Raw genomic sequence first — 12,883 nt, 5'->3', positions numbered from 1 at the left:
ATTCAGGCCGGATCGTTAGGCGGCATCACCATCGCGCCTCGCCCCGCCACCCGGATTCAGGCGCCGGCGCGCTCCACCAGCGCTTTCATCGCATCGGCAGGCAGCGGCCCATGGCAGGTCCGTTCTCCGTTGCCCTTGCCGACAACCAGCCAGACCTTGGCCGGGGAGCCCGCCGGATGCAGCAGCCAGGCCGGTCCGCGGCCGCTGCCGCTGCCGGTCGAGTGGAGGTCTTCCAGCACGCCACTGCTGGTCGATTGCAGCAACGTGGCGCAATCGTTGGCGCTTGCCTGCGTGGCGGAGAGGAAATCCGGATTGGCGAGCACTTCGGGCAAGGCGGTGTCGGAAGCGCGCAGGAAGGCATCGACATCGAAATGCTTGCTGGCGCCGTTCTGGCCCGCGCAGGCGGCGAGCAGCACGGCCGCGGCGATGCCGGCGACGGCGCCGCCATGGCGCCGGACCAGCCGGGAGAGGGAAGCTCGGATCATGGCAGGCCTCATTGCTTCAACACATCGGCGCCCTTGGGCACCGTGAACCGGAAGGTGTCGGCGGGCAGCGACGGGTTCTTCTGCATCGCGCTGAACGTCAGCAGCGTCGTATTGCCGAACGCATCGCGCAATTCCATCGCCTCCAGGTTGCCGCCCTTGAAGCCGATGCCGATGCGCTCGAACTGCGTGTCCTTGGACCTGGGCGTCAGTTCGATCCACTCTACGCCGTCGCGGGTGGGACCGTTCTTCACTGCGAAGTTCTTTTCCAGGTCATTGCTGCCGAACAGGATCGCGGCGGGGCTCGAACCCAGGGCGCCATCGAGCTTGCGCTCGGTCACCTGGTTCAGGTCCTTGTCGTAGATGTAGAGCGTCTGGCCATCGGCCTGCAGCAGCTGGTCGTAAGGCTTGACATAGCGCCAGGTGAACTTGCCCGGACGCGAAAACGCGAAAGTGCCGCTGGAGGTGCCGGCCACCTTGAGGCTGTCGCCCTGCCCTTTGACCTGGCGCTGGGTGAACTCGCCCCTGGCGCTCTTGACGCCCGCGACGAAGGCCTGGAGCTGGTCGGTGCCGGCAGCCATGGCCGCGCTTGCCGCCAGCGACAACATGGCTGCCGCGGCACATGCCGACACGAGAATGCGGATTCGCATGGTTTGTCCTTGCTTGGTAGAGGGGGGGGCGGCGCCAATGCGGCAGCGCCGCCTGTCCGGTTAGAGCCCCGGGCGCATGGCGGATTCCGCAACCATGTGCTTCGCGCGTAACAGCATGTTACGCGCGGCGGCTCATTCTTCTTCGCGGGCGGTGCCGGCCGGGGCCAGGATGTCGCGATTGCCGTTGCCGGACATGGCGGAAACCAGGCCGGCCTTTTCCATGTCCTCGAGCAGCCGCGCGGCGCGGTTGTAGCCGATGCGCAGGTGGCGCTGCACCAGGGAGATCGATGCGCGGCGGTTCTTCAGCACCACGTCGACGGCCTGGTCGTAGAGCGGATCGGCCTCGCCGCCGCCACCGCCGATGCCGGCGCCGCCGCCCATGCTGTCGCCACCCAGGTCGCCCTCGGCCACGCCGCCTTCGAGGATGCCCTCGATATAGTTGGTCTCCCCGCCTTCCTTGAGCTTCTCGACCACGCGATGCACTTCCTCATCGGAAACAAAGGCGCCGTGGACGCGGATCGGCAAGCCGGTGCCGGGCGCCAGGTAGAGCATGTCGCCCATGCCCAGCAGCGCCTCCGCGCCCTGCTGGTCCAGGATGGTGCGCGAATCGATCTTGCTGCTGACCTGGAAGGCGATGCGGGTCGGCACATTGGCCTTGATCAGGCCGGTAATCACATCGACCGACGGCCGCTGCGTGGCCAGCACGAGGTGGATGCCGGCGGCGCGGGCCTTCTGCGCGATACGCGCGATCAGCTCTTCCACCTTCTTGCCCACCACCATCATCAGGTCGGCCAGTTCGTCGATGACGATCACGATCATCGGCACTTTTTCGAGCGGCTCGGGCGCGTCCGGGGTCAGGCTGAACGGGTTGGGGATCTTCTCCTCGCGGGCGGCGGCTTCGTCGATCTTCTTGTTGTAGCCGGCCAGGTTGCGCACGCCGAGCTTGCTCATGAGCTTGTAGCGCCGCTCCATCTCTCCGACCGCCCAGTTCAGGGCGTTGCCGGCCTGGCGCATATCGGTCACCACCGGGCACAGCAGGTGCGGGATACCTTCGTAGACGCTCATTTCGAGCATCTTCGGGTCGATCAGGATCAGCCGCACCTGCTCTGCCTTGGCCTTGTACAGCAGCGACAGGATCATGGCGTTGATGCCCACCGACTTGCCGGAGCCGGTGGTGCCGGCCACCATGCAGTGCGGCATCTTGGCCAGGTCCGCCACCATCGGCTTGCCGGCGATGTCCTTGCCCAGCGCCATGGTGAGGTTCGATGCGCTCTCGTTGTAGACCTGCGAGCCGAGGATCTCGGACAGCCGCACCGTCTGGCGCTTGGGATTGGGCAGTTCCAGCCCCATGTAGACCTTGCCGGGAATGGTTTCCACCACCCGGATGGAAACCAGCGACAGCGACCGCGCCAGGTCGCGCGCCAGGTTGACCACCTGGCTGCCCTTGACGCCGGTGGCCGGCTCGATCTCGTAGCGGGTGATGACCGGACCCGGGTAGGCCGCCACCACCTTGACCTCGACGCCGAAATCCTTGAGCTTCTTCTCGATCAGGCGTGAGGTGAATTCCAGCGTCTCGGCGCTGACGGTTTCCTGGTGCGTCGGGATGGGGTCCAGCAGCGCCAGCGGCGGCAGGTCGGAGTCCTGGATATCGGCGAACAGCGGCTGTTGCTTTTCGCGCTCCACCCGCTCGTGCTTGGGCACCGCCTGCGGCCGCACGATCTGCACCGGCGCCGCCTCCTCGATCTTGACCCGCTGCACTTCCACGGTTTCGGTGCGCACGACCTTGGCCGCCTCGCCGATGATGCGGTCCTGCTTGCTCTCGCGGCGCGCCTTGAAGCCGAGAAAGAGGCTCTCGACAAAGCCGCCGATGTGCTCGGCCACCGACAGCCACGAGAAATGGAAGAACAACGACAGGCCGATGGCCAGCGTCAGCAGCAGCAGCAGGGTCGCGCCGGTAAATCCCAGCGCCATCTGCATCCAGCCGCCCAGCAGGTCGCCCAGCACGCCGCCGGGGGCGCGCGGCAGCGCCGAGCGCAGCGGATACATGCGGATGGCTTCCAGGCCCATGCTGGCGGTCAGCGACAGGCCAAAACCGATCCAGCTCACCACCAGCCCCTGGCGTGCCTCGCCGTTGCGCTCGGGCAGCTCGGCGGTCAGCGCGCGCCAGCCGCGCCAGCAGCGGCGTACCAACAGCACCGCCCACCAGTAGGCGGAGAAGCCGAAGATAAAGAACAGCACGTCGGCCATCCACGCGCCCACGCGGCCGCCCAGGTTGTGGATGTCGGCCACCTGGTTGGCGTGCGACCAGCCGGGGTCCGCCTTGCTGTAGCTGGCCAGGATGCAGACGAAGGCCAGTGTGACAGCCAGCAACAGGAACCAGCGCACTTCGCCCAGCAGCTTGCCGATGCGCGAGGGCAGCGCGGATGGATCGGTACGTGTTGTGGTAGTAGCTCGGGCCATGCCTGGGTCTGGGTTACCGTGTGAAGTTTGGTTTGCCGGCCATTTTAACCTTGGCCGGGGCTATCGCTCCCATTGGAATTTGCAACAGTGAGCAAACGCCGGTCCACTTATAATGCTGGTTTCGATTCACGCTGGCGCGCACCAAGGCGCACCAGCCATAGGAAAGCATCATGGCCAAACACGCAAAAGTGCTGATTCTCGGTTCCGGCCCCGCCGGCTATACCGCTGCCGTCTACGCGGCCCGCGCCAACCTCCAGCCGGTGCTGATCACCGGCCTGGCCCAGGGTGGCCAGCTGATGACCACGACCGACGTGGAAAACTGGCCAGCCGATGCCAACGGCGTGCAAGGCCCGGAACTGATGCAGCGCTTCCTGGAGCATGCCGAGCGCTTCAACACCGAAATCATCTTCGATCACATCCATACCGCCAAGCTCACCGAACGCCCGATCCGCCTGGTCGGCGATGCCGGTGAATACACCTGCGATTCGCTGATCATCGCCACCGGCGCCTCGGCCCAGTACCTCGGCCTGCCCTCGGAAGAACTGTTCATGGGCCGCGGCGTGTCGGCCTGCGCCACTTGCGACGGATTCTTCTACAAGAACCAGGAAGTCGCGGTTGTCGGCGGCGGCAATACCGCGGTGGAAGAAGCGCTCTACCTGTCGCATATCGCCAGCAAGGTCACCCTGATCCACCGCCGCGACAAATTCCGCGCCGAGCCGATCCTGGTCGACCGCCTGCTCCAGCGCGAGAAGGAAGGCCGTATCGAGATCCGCTACAACACCGTGCTGGATGAGGTGGTGGGCGACGAATCCGGCGTGACCGGCATCAAGCTGCGCGATGCCCAGGGCGACAAGACCGAAGAACTCAAGCTGGCGGGCGTGTTCATCGCCATCGGCCACAAGCCCAATACCGACCTGTTCGAGGGCCAGCTCGACATGCGCAACGGCTATATCGTGACCAAGACCGGCCTGGCCGGCGATGCCACGGCTACCAGCATCCCCGGCGTGTTCGCCGCCGGCGACGTGCAGGACCACATCTACCGCCAGGCCATCACCAGCGCCGGCACGGGCTGCATGGCAGCGCTGGACGCCCAGCGTTACGTGGAAGCGCTGCAGTAAGCGCCTGCCCCCGGCACCTGCCGCACTGTGATTCGCTGCGCACAGCGATCACCGTGCCGCGGGCGCCCGGACAAATGGCCGTGCGAGCCCTTGGGCGCGACGCCAGTCCCGCCCGCCTGCACGACCTCCCCCCACTTTATAATCACGCCGAGCACCCCGGAGAATTCCATGACGCACGGCGCAAAGAAACCCGCCAGCCCGCCCAAGCGCTTCGGCCTGACCGACCTGGCTGGCCTGCGCGAATCCCTCAAGGCCGACACCGAGCGACGCGAAGCCGAACGCCGCGAGGCGGAAGCGGCCGCCCAGCGCGCACGCGAGGAGGCCGACGTCTTCCGCAGCAGCGTGGGCAACGTCAGCGCCCTGCGCGACCGTAACCGCATCACGCCCACGCCGCGCCACCCCGCGCCGGTACCAGTACAAACCCAGCTGGACGACAAGGCCGTGCTGGCCGCATCGCTTTCCGACGAATTCGACGTCGAAAACCTGCTGGATACCGATGAAACCCTGTCGTTCCGCCGGCCGGGCATCGGCATGGATGTGGTCAAGAAGCTGCGCCGCGGCGAATGGGTGCCCCAGGACAAGATCGACCTGCACGGCCTGCGCAGCGACGAAGCGCGCGAGGCGCTGGCCGAGTTCGTGCGGCGCTCGGTCAAGCGCGGCGTGCGCTGCGTGCGCGTGATCCACGGCAAGGGCAACGGCTCTCCGGACAAGACGCCGGTGCTCAAGGGCAAGGTGCGCAGCTGGCTGGTACAGAAGGAAGAAGTGCTGGCCTTCGTGCAGGCGCGCGGCGCCGAGGGTGGCGCGGGCGCGCTGATGGTGCTGCTGCGCCAGCCGCACGCCTGAGACCGCGCGCGCGATGCATTTGCCGCTCGATCTCCTGATGGGGCGGCTGCCCCTGATCCTGCACGTCATGGAAGTGGTGGGCGTGCTCGCCTTCGCCGTTTCCGGCGTGGTTGACGCGCGCAAGCAGCGCTTCGATGCCGTGGGCACGTTCGTGGTGGCGTTCGCCACCGCCTTCGGCGGCGGCACGGTGCGCGACGTGCTGCTGGACCGCCGGCCCTTCTACTGGGTCGACCACGAAGGCTATGTGACCCTGATCTTCGTCATGTCGCTCGGCGCCTCGTTCGTGCTGCGGGTAGTCAGCCGGGTGGCGTCCGAGCGCACCATGATCACGGCCGATGCGATCGGCCTCGGGCTGTTTTCCGTCACCGGCACGTCGCTCGCGCTGGTGGCGCAGATGACGCCTACCGTGGCGGTCATGATGGGCATCATTTCCTCGGTGTTCGGCGGCGTGGTGCGGGATGTGCTGTGCAACGAGGTGCCGATGATCCTGCGCGACAGGTCGCCTTATGCCACCTGTGCCTTTGTCGGTTGCTGGGTCTATGTCGGCCTGACCTGGATGCGGGCCGAGCAGGAACTGGCCCTGCTCGCGGGCGCGATCACCATCACGGCGGCGCGCCTGCTATGCGTGCGCTTCGGCTGGAAACTGCCGAGCTAGCCGGGCAAACCGGGCGCCCCTCCCCGGGACCGCGAGGATTGCCCGCCGGCGCGGAATTGCCTGCGCGGAGCGCTTAGACGGCGGCCTCGTCCTGCTCGCCGGTGCGGATGCGGATCACTCGCTCGATCTCCGTGACGAAGATCTTACCGTCGCCGATCTTGCCGGTGTGCGCCGCCTTGACGATGGCGTCGAGCACGGTATCGAGCTGGTTCTCGGCGACCACGACCTCGATCTTGATCTTGGGCAGGAAATCGACCACGTACTCGGCGCCGCGGTACAGCTCGGTATGCCCTTTCTGGCGGCCAAAGCCCTTCACCTCGGTTACCGTCAACCCGGTCACGCCGACGTCAGCCAGCGCCTCGCGCACTTCGTCCAGCTTGAACGGTTTGATGATGGCGGTAATCTGCTTCATTTTGGCCCCTTGTATAGTCGTTGGTTAGTGAGAGAGTTTAGCCTGCCCGGCGGGTTGCCGGATGTTGCCTGCCGCACCGCGCCATTTCCGGTAGACTCAACCGGCCCTGCCGCCCGCGCAAAGCTCGCGCGGCGCGGACAACCATGGCGGAACAAGGCCCTGGCCGGCGCCACCGAGGCGTCGGCAGCAGGCAAATGATGAGCGGATCTAGCGCAATGCAGTCTGAATCTTGCAAGCCGGAACCGGACCACCCTGACGCGAGCCCCCCAGAGGCGGCTGCGGCACAAGGCGGACAGGAACACGAGCGGATGGAGAATTATCGCACGCAGATCGTTTTCGATCTGTCCGAGCTGCCGGCGGCCACATGGGATGCCCTGGTGGCGGCGCAGCCCGGCGCCACGCCGTTCCTGCGCCACGCCTTCCTGCACGCCCTGCACGCCAGCGGCAGCGCCTGCGACGAAACCGGCTGGAGCCCGCGCTACCTGACCCTGTGGGCTCCGCACGAAGGGGGCGGCGAGCGCCTGGTGGCGGCCATGCCGCTGTACGCGAAATCGCACTCGTATGGCGAGTACGTGTTCGACTGGGCCTGGGCCGACGCCTATGCGCAGCACCACCTTCCCTACTACCCAAAGCTGCTGTCCGCGATCCCCTTCACGCCCGTCCAGGGCGCGAGGCTGCTGGCCGCGGACGCGGGCGCGCGCCGTGTCCTACTGCAAACCGCGCTGGCGGTGGCGGAGCAAAGCCAGTTGTCATCCCTGCATGTGCTCTTCCCGGACGAGCATGAGGCCGCGTTGATGGCAGACGCCGGCATGCTGATGCGGCATGGCGTGCAGTTCCACTGGACCAACCCGGGTTACGAGAGCTTCGAGGCGTTCCTGGCCACGCTCTCGCAAAAGAAGCGCAAGAACATCCGCGCCGAACGGCGCCGCGTGGCGGAAGCTGGCATCACCTTCCGCCAGTTGCGGGGCGCGGAGATCGGCGACGACGAATGGCGCTTCTTCCATCGCTGCTATCGCCAGACCTACCGCGAGCATCATTCCACGCCCTACCTGAACCTGGACTTCTTCCGGCGCATCGGCGCCGCCATGCCGGAGAACCTGCTGCTGGTGGTGGCCGTGCGTGCCGGCCAGCCGATCGCCGCCTCCCTGGTGGTCTACGACGGCGACCCCGCACGCAGCACCTTGTTCGGGCGCTACTGGGGGGCGGTTGAGCACCACCCATGCCTGCACTTCGAGACCGCCTACTACCAGCCGCTGGAATTCTGCATCGAGCAGGGTATCCGCACCTTCGAAGGCGGCGCGCAGGGCGAACACAAGATGGCGCGCGGATTCCTGCCGGTCGCGACCCGCTCCGCCCACTGGCTGGCGCATCCGTCCTTCGCCGATGCCGTCGAGCGCTTCCTCGTGCGCGAGCGCCAGGGCATCGACGCCTACCTGGACGAACTCAACGACCGCACGCCGTTTGCCCGCAGCTGAAGCCGGCCATGGCTGGCCGGCTTGCCGCTTCAGCGCCACATGCGCCGCAGCGTGTCGTCGCCCAGCATGTAGTGGTGGAACAGCGCGGCCACCGCATGCAGCCCGATCACCGTGTAGAAGGCGGTACCCAGCGTTTCATGGATTTCCTTCAGGGTATCCTTCAGGTCCGCGTTCTGCGCCACCAGCGAGGGCAGTTCGATGCCGAGCCCCGGCAGCGTCATCAGGTGGCCACCCGCGTTGAGGGCCAGCAGGCCCAGCACGGGCTGCATGAAGATAAACAGATAAAGCACAAGGTGCATGGCGCCGCCCAGCAGATGCATCCAGTGCGGGCCGGGCACGGGCGCCGGCGCCCCGCCCAACAGGCGCCACAGCAGGCGCGGCACCGCCAGCACAATCACCAGCGCGCCAGCCCACTCGTGGACCGACATCGACAGGGCTCGGGCGGCGCTGCCTTTTGCGGTAAAGCCCTTGAGTTCGATCGCGGCATACGCGGTGGCAATCAGCAGGAACACCGCCCAGTGGAAGAAGACCGCCAGACCGGAATAGCGAACCGTGGCGGATGGCTTCGAAGAGATAACGTACATGGGGATTGGCAGGCTTTCTGCCGAGTTGTTCTGTGATTGGAGCTTAACCCATAGGCTTCATGGTGTCTTTGGCCTCCATCAAGTCCGACGCAACAAAAAACCCCGCCGTGGCGGGGTTCGTTCAGCTGCGGTTCAGCCAGGCGCGGAATGGCCATGACTGACCCTGCCGCGCGCCGCCCGGGGCGGCGAAGGCTTACTTCGTGTAGTTAGCCACGCCGTCGGTGATTTCCTTGTGGGCTTCCTCGATGCCGGCCCAGCCTTCGACCTTGACCCACTTGCCCGCTTCGAGTGCCTTGTAGTTCTCAAAGAAGTGCTTGATCTGGTCCAGCAGGTTCTGCGGCACGTCGGACAGGCCCTTCATGAAGGCGGTGGCCGGCGACAGCTTGTCCAGGGGCACGGCGATCAGCTTGGCATCCACACCCGACTCGTCGGTCATCTTGAGCATGCCCAGCGCGCGGCAGCGCACGACGGCGCCGGCCAGGATCGGGAACGGCGAGAGCACCAGCACGTCGACGGGGTCGCCGTCGCCCGACAGGGTCTGCGGAACAAAACCGTAGTTGGCGGGATAGCGCATGCCGGTGCCGATGAAACGGTCGACGAAGAGCAGGCCGGTTTCCTTGTCGGCTTCATACTTCACCGGATCGCTCTGGGCGGAGATTTCAATGATGACGTTGAAATCGTTCGGGATGTCCTTGCCGGGGGAAACGAGGTTGAAGCTCATGCTTGCTCTCCAGATGCCTGTGTTTGAGGATGGCGGGCATTATAGCGGTTCGAAGCTGACCCGGGCCTGACGCCACGTGCCTTGCGCGCCTCGCGCGGTGAGTGATAATGCTGAATTGTCCCAATGACGCATCGACAGGCGCACTAACAGCCACAGGCTGACGGTCGCATCCAGCCGGAGCCATTCCAATGCACGCCCAGCACTTCGTTGCCAACCGCCTGATCGCGCCGGATTCCGGCATGCGCATCAAGGTATTCGACCCTTCCAGCGGCGAGCCCTTCGCCGAAATCGCCCGCGGCAACGCGGTCGACATCAATGTGGCCGTCCACGCCGCCCGCCAGGCCGCCGAAGGCGCCTGGGGCGCCATGGCGCCCGCCGAGCGCGCACGCCTGCTCAACCGCGTGGCGCTGACGCTGATCGAGCATGAAGCCGAACTCGCCGCGCTGGAAGCGCGCGACACCGGCAAGCCTTTGCGCCAGGCTGCCGCCGACGCGCGCGCCGTGGCGCGCTACTTTGAGTTCTACGCCGGCGCGGCCGACAAGCTGCACGGGCAGACCATTCCCTACCAGCCGGGCTTCACCGTGCTGACCGTGCGCGAGCCGCATGGCGTGACCGGCCACATCATCCCGTGGAACTACCCGCTGCAGATCTTCGGGCGCAGCGTCGGCGCGGCGCTGGCCACGGGCAATGCCTGCGTGGTCAAGCCCGCCGAGGACGCCTGCCTGTCGCTGCTGCGGGTGGCGGAGCTGGCGGCCGAGGCCGGACTGCCCGAGGGCGCGCTCAATATCGTCACCGGCTATGGCCACGAAGCCGGCGCCGCACTGGCGCGCCACCCCGGCATCAACCACATCTCCTTCACCGGTTCGCCGCAGACCGGCAAGCTGATCGCGCAGATGGCAGCCGAGAACCACGTGCCGGTCACGCTGGAACTGGGCGGCAAGTCGCCCCAGATCGTGTTCGCCGACGCCGATGTCGATGCGCTGGTGCCGGTCATCGTCAACGGCATCGTGCAGAACGCCGGCCAGACCTGCTCGGCGGGCAGCCGCGTGCTGGTGGAACGCCCGCTCTACAATGCCGTGCTAGACCGCCTTGCCACGGTGTTCGAGTCCCTGCGCGTGGGTCCGTCGGAGCTGGACCTTGAATGCGGCCCGCTGATCAACCGCAAGCAGCAACAGCGTGTATGGGACTTCGTTTCCGACGCGCAGCACGCCGGCATTACCGCGATGGCGCAAGGACAGATCGTGGCGGAAGCGCCGGAATCCGGCTACTACCAGGTGCCGATGCTGTTCCGCGACGTGCCGCCGGCGCACCGGCTGGCGCAGGAAGAAGTCTTTGGACCGCTGCTGGCGGCAACGCCCTTCGACACCGAGGCCGAAGCCATCGCGCTCGCCAACGGCACCCCCTACGGGCTGGTCGCCGGCGTCTGGACCCGCGACGGCGCACGGCAACTGCGGCTGGCGCACAAGCTGCGCGCGGGCCAGGTCTTTATCAACAACTACGGTGCCGGCGGCGGGGTGGAACTGCCTTTCGGCGGCAGCGGGCAGTCCGGCCACGGCCGCGAGAAGGGCTTCGAAGCCCTGTACGGATTCACCACACTGAAAACCATCGCAATACAACATGGGTAATATCAACTTCCTGTCGGTCGCGTTCGCCATTTTCTTCTTCTGGATGGCATGGCACGTCAGAAACAAACGCGCCACCAACCCCTCGGCCATGCCGCGCCTGCAGGTCTTCAAGCGCAAGTGGGGCGACACCGTGGGCGACCGCGTGCACTGGTGCCTCTATGTGGCCCTGCCCTTCCTGCTCGCGCTGATGATGGTCGCCAACGCGCTGCGCGGCCGCGGCCCGTTCGCGCACTAGGAGGACGCTCCAACATGAGTCCGGCACCGTTGCCGCAGCCGGCATGCTTGCCGGCCGCCCTGCCCGCGCAAGGCGGCGGCACCGGTGCGGCCATCGCATTCAACGCGGGGGGCCGCATGTAGCAGGCGGCGCCCCTCATCCAGCGGTATCGTGCAATCAGAGAGAGTAAATCCCAGAGGAGACAGCATGACAACAACCGCAGTACAAAGCGGCGCGGCCGACCCCACCTTCGAGGATGCCACCTACCGCAAGGTGAGCTGGCGTCTCGTTCCCTTCCTGCTGCTTTGCTACGTAGTGGCCTACCTGGACCGGGTCAACGTAGGCTTTGCCAAGCTGCAGATGCTTAACGACCTGCAGTTCAGCGAGACCGTCTACGGGCTGGGCGCGGGCATCTTCTTCATCGGCTACTTCCTGTTCGAGGTGCCCAGCAACGTGATCCTGCACAAGGTGGGCGCGCGCATCTGGATCGCCCGGATCATGATCACCTGGGGGCTGATCTCGGCGGCGATGATGTTCGTCACCACGCCGACGATGTTCTACGTGCTGCGTTTCCTGCTCGGTATCGCCGAGGCTGGTTTCTTCCCCGGCATCATCCTCTACCTGACCTACTGGTACCCGTCGCACCGGCGCGGTCGCACCACCACCTATTTCATGACCGCGGTTGCGCTTGCCGGCGTGATCGGCGGGCCGCTGTCGGGCTGGGTGATGCAATCCTTCGACGGCCACAACGGCTGGTCCGGCTGGCAATGGATGTTCCTGCTCGAAGGCATCCCGTCGGTGCTGGTGGGGCTGGTGGTGCTGGCCTACCTCGACGACCGCATCGTCCACGCCAAGTGGCTGAACGATGAAGAGAAGGCCCTGCTCCAGCGCAATATCGCCAACGAGGACATGCACAAGGAAGACGCGCCGGTCAGCCAGGTGCTGACCAGCCCGCGTGTCTGGCTGATGAGCTCGATCTACTTCTGCTTCGTGATGGGCCTGTACGGCGTCAGCTTCTGGCTGCCCACGATCATCAAGCAGACCGGCGTGAAGAGCCCGCTGGACATCGGCCTGCTCACCGCCATTCCCTATGGCTGCGCGGTGGTCGGCATGATACTGGTGGCCTACAGCGCCGACCGCACGCGCGAGCGCCGCTGGCATATCGCCCTTCCCGCGCTGGCGGGCGCGCTTGGGCTGGTGCTGTCGGTGCAATGGCACAGCAACACAGTGCTGGCACTGCTCGGACTGACGCTGGCCACCATCGGCATCCTGACCACGCTGCCGCTGTTCTGGAGTCTGCCCACGGCATTTCTCGCGGGCACCGGCGCCGCGGCCGGCATTGCGCTGATCAACTCGCTGGGCAACCTGGCAGGCTTTATCAGCCCATACGCGGTAGGCTGGCTGAAGGACCTGACGCAAAGCACGGATTCCGGGATGTATCTGCTGGCGGTGTGCCTGGTGGCAGGCGCGGCGCTGACGCTGTCGGTGCCGGCGCGGATGGTGAACAAGTAGGAATACAAGTAGGAATTCGAGAGTGGGTGCTACACACATCGAGCGCCGCCCTCTCCCCCGCCCCCTCTCCCGCAGGCGGGAGAGGGGAGCAAACCGACGAACCTGCCGATGCCACCACGCGCGAAGGCTAAA

13 protein-coding genes are annotated in these 12,883 nt (G+C 66.2%); 7 read left to right on the top strand and 6 right to left on the bottom strand.

Going from position 1 to position 12,883, the window contains the following annotated elements; genetic code table 11:
- Nucleotides 1-56 precede the first annotated feature (56 nt).
- The 3 genes from CF70_RS02265 to CF70_RS02255 form a co-directional block, all read right to left on the bottom strand.
- Nucleotides 57-485: a hypothetical protein gene (locus CF70_RS02265; RefSeq protein ID WP_152561665.1), complete on the bottom strand. Its 429-nt coding sequence runs from the start codon at nt 483-485 to the stop codon at nt 57-59.
- An 8-nt stretch (nt 486-493) separates the two neighbouring features.
- Nucleotides 494-1,132, bottom strand: coding sequence for an outer membrane lipoprotein chaperone LolA (lolA, locus tag CF70_RS02260; protein ID WP_035859778.1), 639 nt, complete (start codon nt 1,130-1,132; stop codon nt 494-496).
- A gap of 132 nt (nt 1,133-1,264) precedes the next feature.
- Nucleotides 1,265-3,592 (bottom strand): DNA translocase FtsK, encoded by a 2,328-nt coding sequence (locus CF70_RS02255; protein WP_035859773.1) that lies wholly within the window; start codon nt 3,590-3,592, stop codon nt 1,265-1,267.
- Between the two features lie 170 nt (nt 3,593-3,762).
- Between CF70_RS02255 and trxB the strand changes: the two genes are divergently transcribed.
- From trxB to CF70_RS02240, 3 genes are all read left to right on the top strand, one after another.
- Nucleotides 3,763-4,710 (top strand): thioredoxin-disulfide reductase, encoded by a 948-nt coding sequence (trxB, locus tag CF70_RS02250; protein ID WP_035859770.1) that lies wholly within the window; start codon nt 3,763-3,765, stop codon nt 4,708-4,710.
- Nucleotides 4,711-4,878: 168 nt separating this feature from the next.
- The gene (locus tag CF70_RS02245; protein WP_035859767.1) at nt 4,879-5,553 is read left to right on the top strand and encodes a Smr/MutS family protein; all 675 of its coding nucleotides are present in this window, start codon (nt 4,879-4,881) and stop codon (nt 5,551-5,553) included.
- 13 nt (nt 5,554-5,566) lie between these two features.
- Entirely contained in the window at nt 5,567-6,208 is a 642-nt protein-coding gene (locus CF70_RS02240; RefSeq protein WP_035859765.1) for a trimeric intracellular cation channel family protein, read from the top strand.
- Between the two features lie 73 nt (nt 6,209-6,281).
- Here the strand turns inward: CF70_RS02240 and glnK are convergent, their stop codons facing one another.
- Nucleotides 6,282-6,620 (bottom strand): P-II family nitrogen regulator, encoded by a 339-nt coding sequence (gene glnK / locus CF70_RS02235; RefSeq protein ID WP_006162803.1) that lies wholly within the window; start codon nt 6,618-6,620, stop codon nt 6,282-6,284.
- Nucleotides 6,621-6,928: 308 nt separating this feature from the next.
- Between glnK and CF70_RS02230 the strand changes: the two genes are divergently transcribed.
- Nucleotides 6,929-8,095, top strand: coding sequence for a GNAT family N-acetyltransferase (locus CF70_RS02230; RefSeq protein WP_051647984.1), 1,167 nt, complete (start codon nt 6,929-6,931; stop codon nt 8,093-8,095).
- Between the two features lie 29 nt (nt 8,096-8,124).
- Here CF70_RS02230 and CF70_RS02225 read toward each other — a convergent pair whose 3' ends face one another.
- Nucleotides 8,125-8,679, bottom strand: coding sequence for a cytochrome b (locus CF70_RS02225; RefSeq protein WP_051647983.1), 555 nt, complete (start codon nt 8,677-8,679; stop codon nt 8,125-8,127).
- 193 nt (nt 8,680-8,872) lie between these two features.
- Nucleotides 8,873-9,400: an inorganic diphosphatase gene (ppa, locus tag CF70_RS02220; RefSeq protein ID WP_035859760.1), complete on the bottom strand. Its 528-nt coding sequence runs from the start codon at nt 9,398-9,400 to the stop codon at nt 8,873-8,875.
- Between the two features lie 188 nt (nt 9,401-9,588).
- On the opposite strand from ppa, the gene CF70_RS02215 reads away from it, so the two are divergent.
- From CF70_RS02215 to CF70_RS02205, 3 genes are all read left to right on the top strand, one after another.
- Nucleotides 9,589-11,025 carry an aldehyde dehydrogenase family protein gene (locus CF70_RS02215; protein WP_035859757.1) on the top strand — a complete coding sequence of 479 codons (1,437 nt, stop codon included), beginning with the start codon at nt 9,589-9,591 and terminating at the stop codon, nt 11,023-11,025.
- Entirely contained in the window at nt 11,018-11,260 is a 243-nt protein-coding gene (locus CF70_RS02210) for a hypothetical protein (protein WP_035859752.1), read from the top strand. The genes CF70_RS02215 and CF70_RS02210 overlap by 8 nt, the downstream gene beginning before the upstream one ends.
- A 186-nt stretch (nt 11,261-11,446) precedes the next feature.
- Nucleotides 11,447-12,751 (top strand): MFS transporter, encoded by a 1,305-nt coding sequence (locus tag CF70_RS02205; RefSeq protein ID WP_035859749.1) that lies wholly within the window; start codon nt 11,447-11,449, stop codon nt 12,749-12,751.
- The last annotated feature ends 132 nt before the right edge of the window (nt 12,752-12,883 follow it).

The sequence above is a fragment of the Cupriavidus sp. SK-3 genome (assembly GCF_000611145.1).
GTDB lineage: Bacteria > Pseudomonadota > Gammaproteobacteria > Burkholderiales > Burkholderiaceae > Cupriavidus.
Note: the sequence above shows the minus strand (reverse complement) of the source record. Positions and strands in the feature narration are given on the sequence as shown.

Coding starts and splice junctions, on each gene's coding strand:
- CF70_RS02265 (WP_152561665.1), bottom strand. CDS start 485: ATGATCCGAGCTTCCCTCTCCCGGCTGGTCCGGCGCCATGGCGGCGCC.
- lolA (WP_035859778.1), bottom strand. CDS start 1,132: ATGCGAATCCGCATTCTCGTGTCGGCATGTGCCGCGGCAGCCATGTTG.
- CF70_RS02255 (WP_035859773.1), bottom strand. CDS start 3,592: ATGGCCCGAGCTACTACCACAACACGTACCGATCCATCCGCGCTGCCC.
- trxB (WP_035859770.1), top strand. CDS start 3,763: ATGGCCAAACACGCAAAAGTGCTGATTCTCGGTTCCGGCCCCGCCGGC.
- CF70_RS02245 (WP_035859767.1), top strand. CDS start 4,879: ATGACGCACGGCGCAAAGAAACCCGCCAGCCCGCCCAAGCGCTTCGGC.
- CF70_RS02240 (WP_035859765.1), top strand. CDS start 5,567: ATGCATTTGCCGCTCGATCTCCTGATGGGGCGGCTGCCCCTGATCCTG.
- glnK (WP_006162803.1), bottom strand. CDS start 6,620: ATGAAGCAGATTACCGCCATCATCAAACCGTTCAAGCTGGACGAAGTG.
- CF70_RS02230 (WP_051647984.1), top strand. CDS start 6,929: ATGGAGAATTATCGCACGCAGATCGTTTTCGATCTGTCCGAGCTGCCG.
- CF70_RS02225 (WP_051647983.1), bottom strand. CDS start 8,679: ATGTACGTTATCTCTTCGAAGCCATCCGCCACGGTTCGCTATTCCGGT.
- ppa (WP_035859760.1), bottom strand. CDS start 9,400: ATGAGCTTCAACCTCGTTTCCCCCGGCAAGGACATCCCGAACGATTTC.
- CF70_RS02215 (WP_035859757.1), top strand. CDS start 9,589: ATGCACGCCCAGCACTTCGTTGCCAACCGCCTGATCGCGCCGGATTCC.
- CF70_RS02210 (WP_035859752.1), top strand. CDS start 11,018: ATGGGTAATATCAACTTCCTGTCGGTCGCGTTCGCCATTTTCTTCTTC.
- CF70_RS02205 (WP_035859749.1), top strand. CDS start 11,447: ATGACAACAACCGCAGTACAAAGCGGCGCGGCCGACCCCACCTTCGAG.